3 protein-coding genes and 1 pseudogene are annotated in these 2,896 nt (G+C 59.5%); 1 reads left to right on the top strand and 3 read right to left on the bottom strand.

Translation table 11 applies throughout. From position 1 onward, the window contains the following. Positions 1 to 1,343 precede the first annotated feature (1,343 nt). A pseudogene (locus WS62_RS38360) lies at positions 1,344 to 1,462 on the top strand (BrnA antitoxin family protein); the annotation flags it as partial. Positions 1,463 to 1,529: 67 nt separating this feature from the next. On the opposite strand, the gene WS62_RS21795 reads toward WS62_RS38360, so the two are convergent. From WS62_RS21795 to WS62_RS38365, 3 genes are all read right to left on the bottom strand, one after another. Then, complete coding sequence (locus WS62_RS21795; protein ID WP_066575161.1) at positions 1,530 to 1,814, bottom strand: hypothetical protein; 285 nt, start codon at positions 1,812 to 1,814, stop codon at positions 1,530 to 1,532. Then, complete coding sequence (locus tag WS62_RS21800) at positions 1,811 to 2,293, bottom strand: DUF2778 domain-containing protein (RefSeq protein WP_066575165.1); 483 nt, start codon at positions 2,291 to 2,293, stop codon at positions 1,811 to 1,813. Before WS62_RS21800 ends, WS62_RS21795 begins: the two co-directional genes overlap by 4 nt. A 360-nt stretch (positions 2,294 to 2,653) precedes the next feature. Next, positions 2,654 to 2,896: hypothetical protein (locus WS62_RS38365; RefSeq protein WP_231748378.1), on the bottom strand; the 243-nt coding region annotated here is incomplete at its 5' end.

Here is a 2,896-nt window from a genome sequence, read left to right on the forward strand (position 1 = left end):
CGATCACCAGCCACCCACCAGGCCCGGTGACAACACCCCCCGGATCATGACTGCGACTGGGGGCGGGAATCATGCCGGGCCTGGCTGGCCAAAACCCCAATTATCGGGGTGTGAAGATAGTAACGGGGCTGAGTTGAGATGATTGAGAAATTTCGTGAAGCGTTGTCGCTCTTCCTCGTCCAAGTCATCATCCTTAAGCAACTCCTCTTGTCGAGCGAGCGATGGGAGAAAAGGAGTGCGGTCTCCGTCAGAGATGCGCTCGGTGTAAAGCCGATGCCATGTCTGTGTTGTCAGCGTCCCACAGTAGGGGCAGCTGAAGGCGGTCTCAGTCGTAGCCGGTGCGACTGTTTTGGTCATTTTGGGCTTCTCGCGATACTGGTATTGTGGTTTCGTCGGACGTGCATGCGACACGTATTGTGTTGCAGATTAGATCAAGTCGGTAGCCCTTGCGGGACCTTGGCCCGCGGTCATTTTGGAACGAAGACATTCGAGAAAGGAATGGGGCTGTTCAGTCGTGTGATGTCGATTTTCGAGAAACCAAAACACGATGCAGCGGCAGCCGCATCGCCGCCTATGGAAAGCTCGGTAGAGCCTACCCCGATTGCGGAACGGCGCCGCGCGGTCGGGCAGATTGGACACCCCGACTTATCGCCACCGAGTCCCGCTTTCTTCCAGCTTGCGCAGGAAAAAGCTACCGTTGCACAATCGCGAATGGCGCTATCGCGGCGCGGTGGCACTCGTCAAAGTACTATGAGCGGTATGGCGGCGACGACCATCCAGAGCGGGATCTGAAGAGCTACGTGATTCGCGGTAGTTGGGCAATTCAGAGGGGCTTAATCCGGGTCGGGTCTGACGGATATGGGTCACCGATCGCCCATTTTGAATGCGAATCGGAACTCGTCCTGCGTCGCGCGTAGGCGCTACGAATTCGCGTTTCCAATTCGACGCCGAGCCTTGCCAGATAAGGCTGGGAGGCCGGCATAATCAAAGGTTTTGGAAACGCCGAAGCTCTCTAAGTGCTTGTAATACTTGATGATTTCAAGAGCTTTGTAATCATCAGGTGGCGGGTTCGAGTCCTGCAGCCCCAAACAAATCAAGGGGTTACGTGAGGCTTGCGTAACCCCTTGACGTTTCCAATTCCGATTTCGTTTGATACTTCGCAAGATGGTCCCGCGGCAAGCGGGACCGAGTATTTGGTACGTCTATCCGTCGCCGTAATCTCGGGAGTCGTTCTGCATTGCCGCCGCGAAGTCCTCCAGCGCCCCGTATGTAAACCACGATGGACACCGGTCCGCGAATTGACTCGCGTCGGACAGGTTCCTGAGGTGCACACAAACATACCCGCGGCGACGATTCAGCTCGACGACGAGGTGCTGCATGCTTTCAAAGCGACGGGCCGGGGCTGGCAACGCGGGTGAATGCCGCGTTGAAGGAGTGGCTCGAGACGCACAAGCCGGCGTAACGAATCCCATCAGCCAAACGAAGGGCCGCGCACCGGGCAACCGGGCGCGGCCCTTTTTACGTAGGCGTCACGCTTCCCGATTGGTCGACCGCTGGAATCGGCCGATCAAACCGAAGAGGATGAACGACAGAATGAGCGCGCCGGCGAAGCTGACGAGCAGCAGAATACCGACGAAGATATCCTCATTTTGTTCGCCGCCGGCGGAGCCGAGCGCGCGAAACACGAGCGACAACGTATCCCATCCTTCCCCGCCGTTACCGAACCAGTGCGACAGCGCCGGTAGCGACGTGACACCGATGAAAATCGGCCAGGTCAGCACCAGTGCCAGCAATATGCGACCGATCGTCTTCATCTAACCGTCACCCTCCCGTACGCCTTCAATGCGGTCCCCGGAACCTGGATTGCCGGTTGCGCTTTCAGGAACGCGCGCAGCTTATCGAACTGCGCTCGGCTCGCGAGCGTGATGCATCCGTCGCTTTCGCCCATGCGGCCGACCGGGTGCAGGCGGAAATGCCCGCGACGGATACCGTTGATGGCCGTCCAGTCGTCAAGCTGGCCGTCGTTGCGATACAGCGCGAACCATTCCGCGCGGTGCGTGTTGAGGGCAGTGTCTTTCACCGTGTCCCAGAACCAGCCCAGGTGGCCGCCGCTTTGGCGGTCGACGATGTAGTAGATGCCAGCGGGCAAGGGGCCTTTGTCCGCGACCGCAGTCGAGCCCGGATCGTTGATGTACCGGCCGTTGCCGGAGAAGGCGGGAACGCTTCCGAAGCCTGGGCAGGTCAGCGTCGACAGGCTGCGATGGTTCAGGACGAACGTGCATTCAACGGGCATGGAATTCCTCGGTGCATAGCTCTCAGGTTGTGGTGACGCCTGGTCGCCGGTCGCGGCGGCTGCGCCTCATTAGTCTTGCGCTATCTTCCATCGGAACGCGGCGTGAGCACAAGCCTACTCGGGTAGAGCGGCTACAGGGCTCGGGTTGCTCGGCCGGCGAAGACATTCGGCCAGGTTGGCGCCACGCTGCTGTAGACCTGTACGCGAGCGGCAAGGGGCGAGGGAGCCAGGGGTAGGGTAGCGATTGGGAGGTCGCCGCGCCCGCTGCTGCGCGGTCCCCTCCTCGCCTGCGGGCTTCGCTTGACAGGCTGGTTTTAATGCGCCGGGTGGCTGGGGGCGCCGGTCCTTGTGGCGTGGGTTTCAGGCCGTTTTCTGGTGCGCTGGAATCGTGCGTTTTGATGCCCGTGAGTGCGGATTGATGCAGTTCGACCCACGGCACCGTTTCAGGTTGGTCGATGCGAGCCTGTACCGGATAAATAGTCGAACCTGAACAATCCTGGACGGCTTATACGGAAAGGCTGTGATGCCGAAACGGTGTTGTTGGATTTGCAGGAAGCAGGCATATTGACGCGTGAATCCTGCAAATCCTGACGAGGTGTGGAT

Source organism: Burkholderia sp. ABCPW 14, from assembly GCF_001523835.1.
In the GTDB taxonomy this organism is placed as follows: domain Bacteria; phylum Pseudomonadota; class Gammaproteobacteria; order Burkholderiales; family Burkholderiaceae; genus Burkholderia; species Burkholderia mayonis.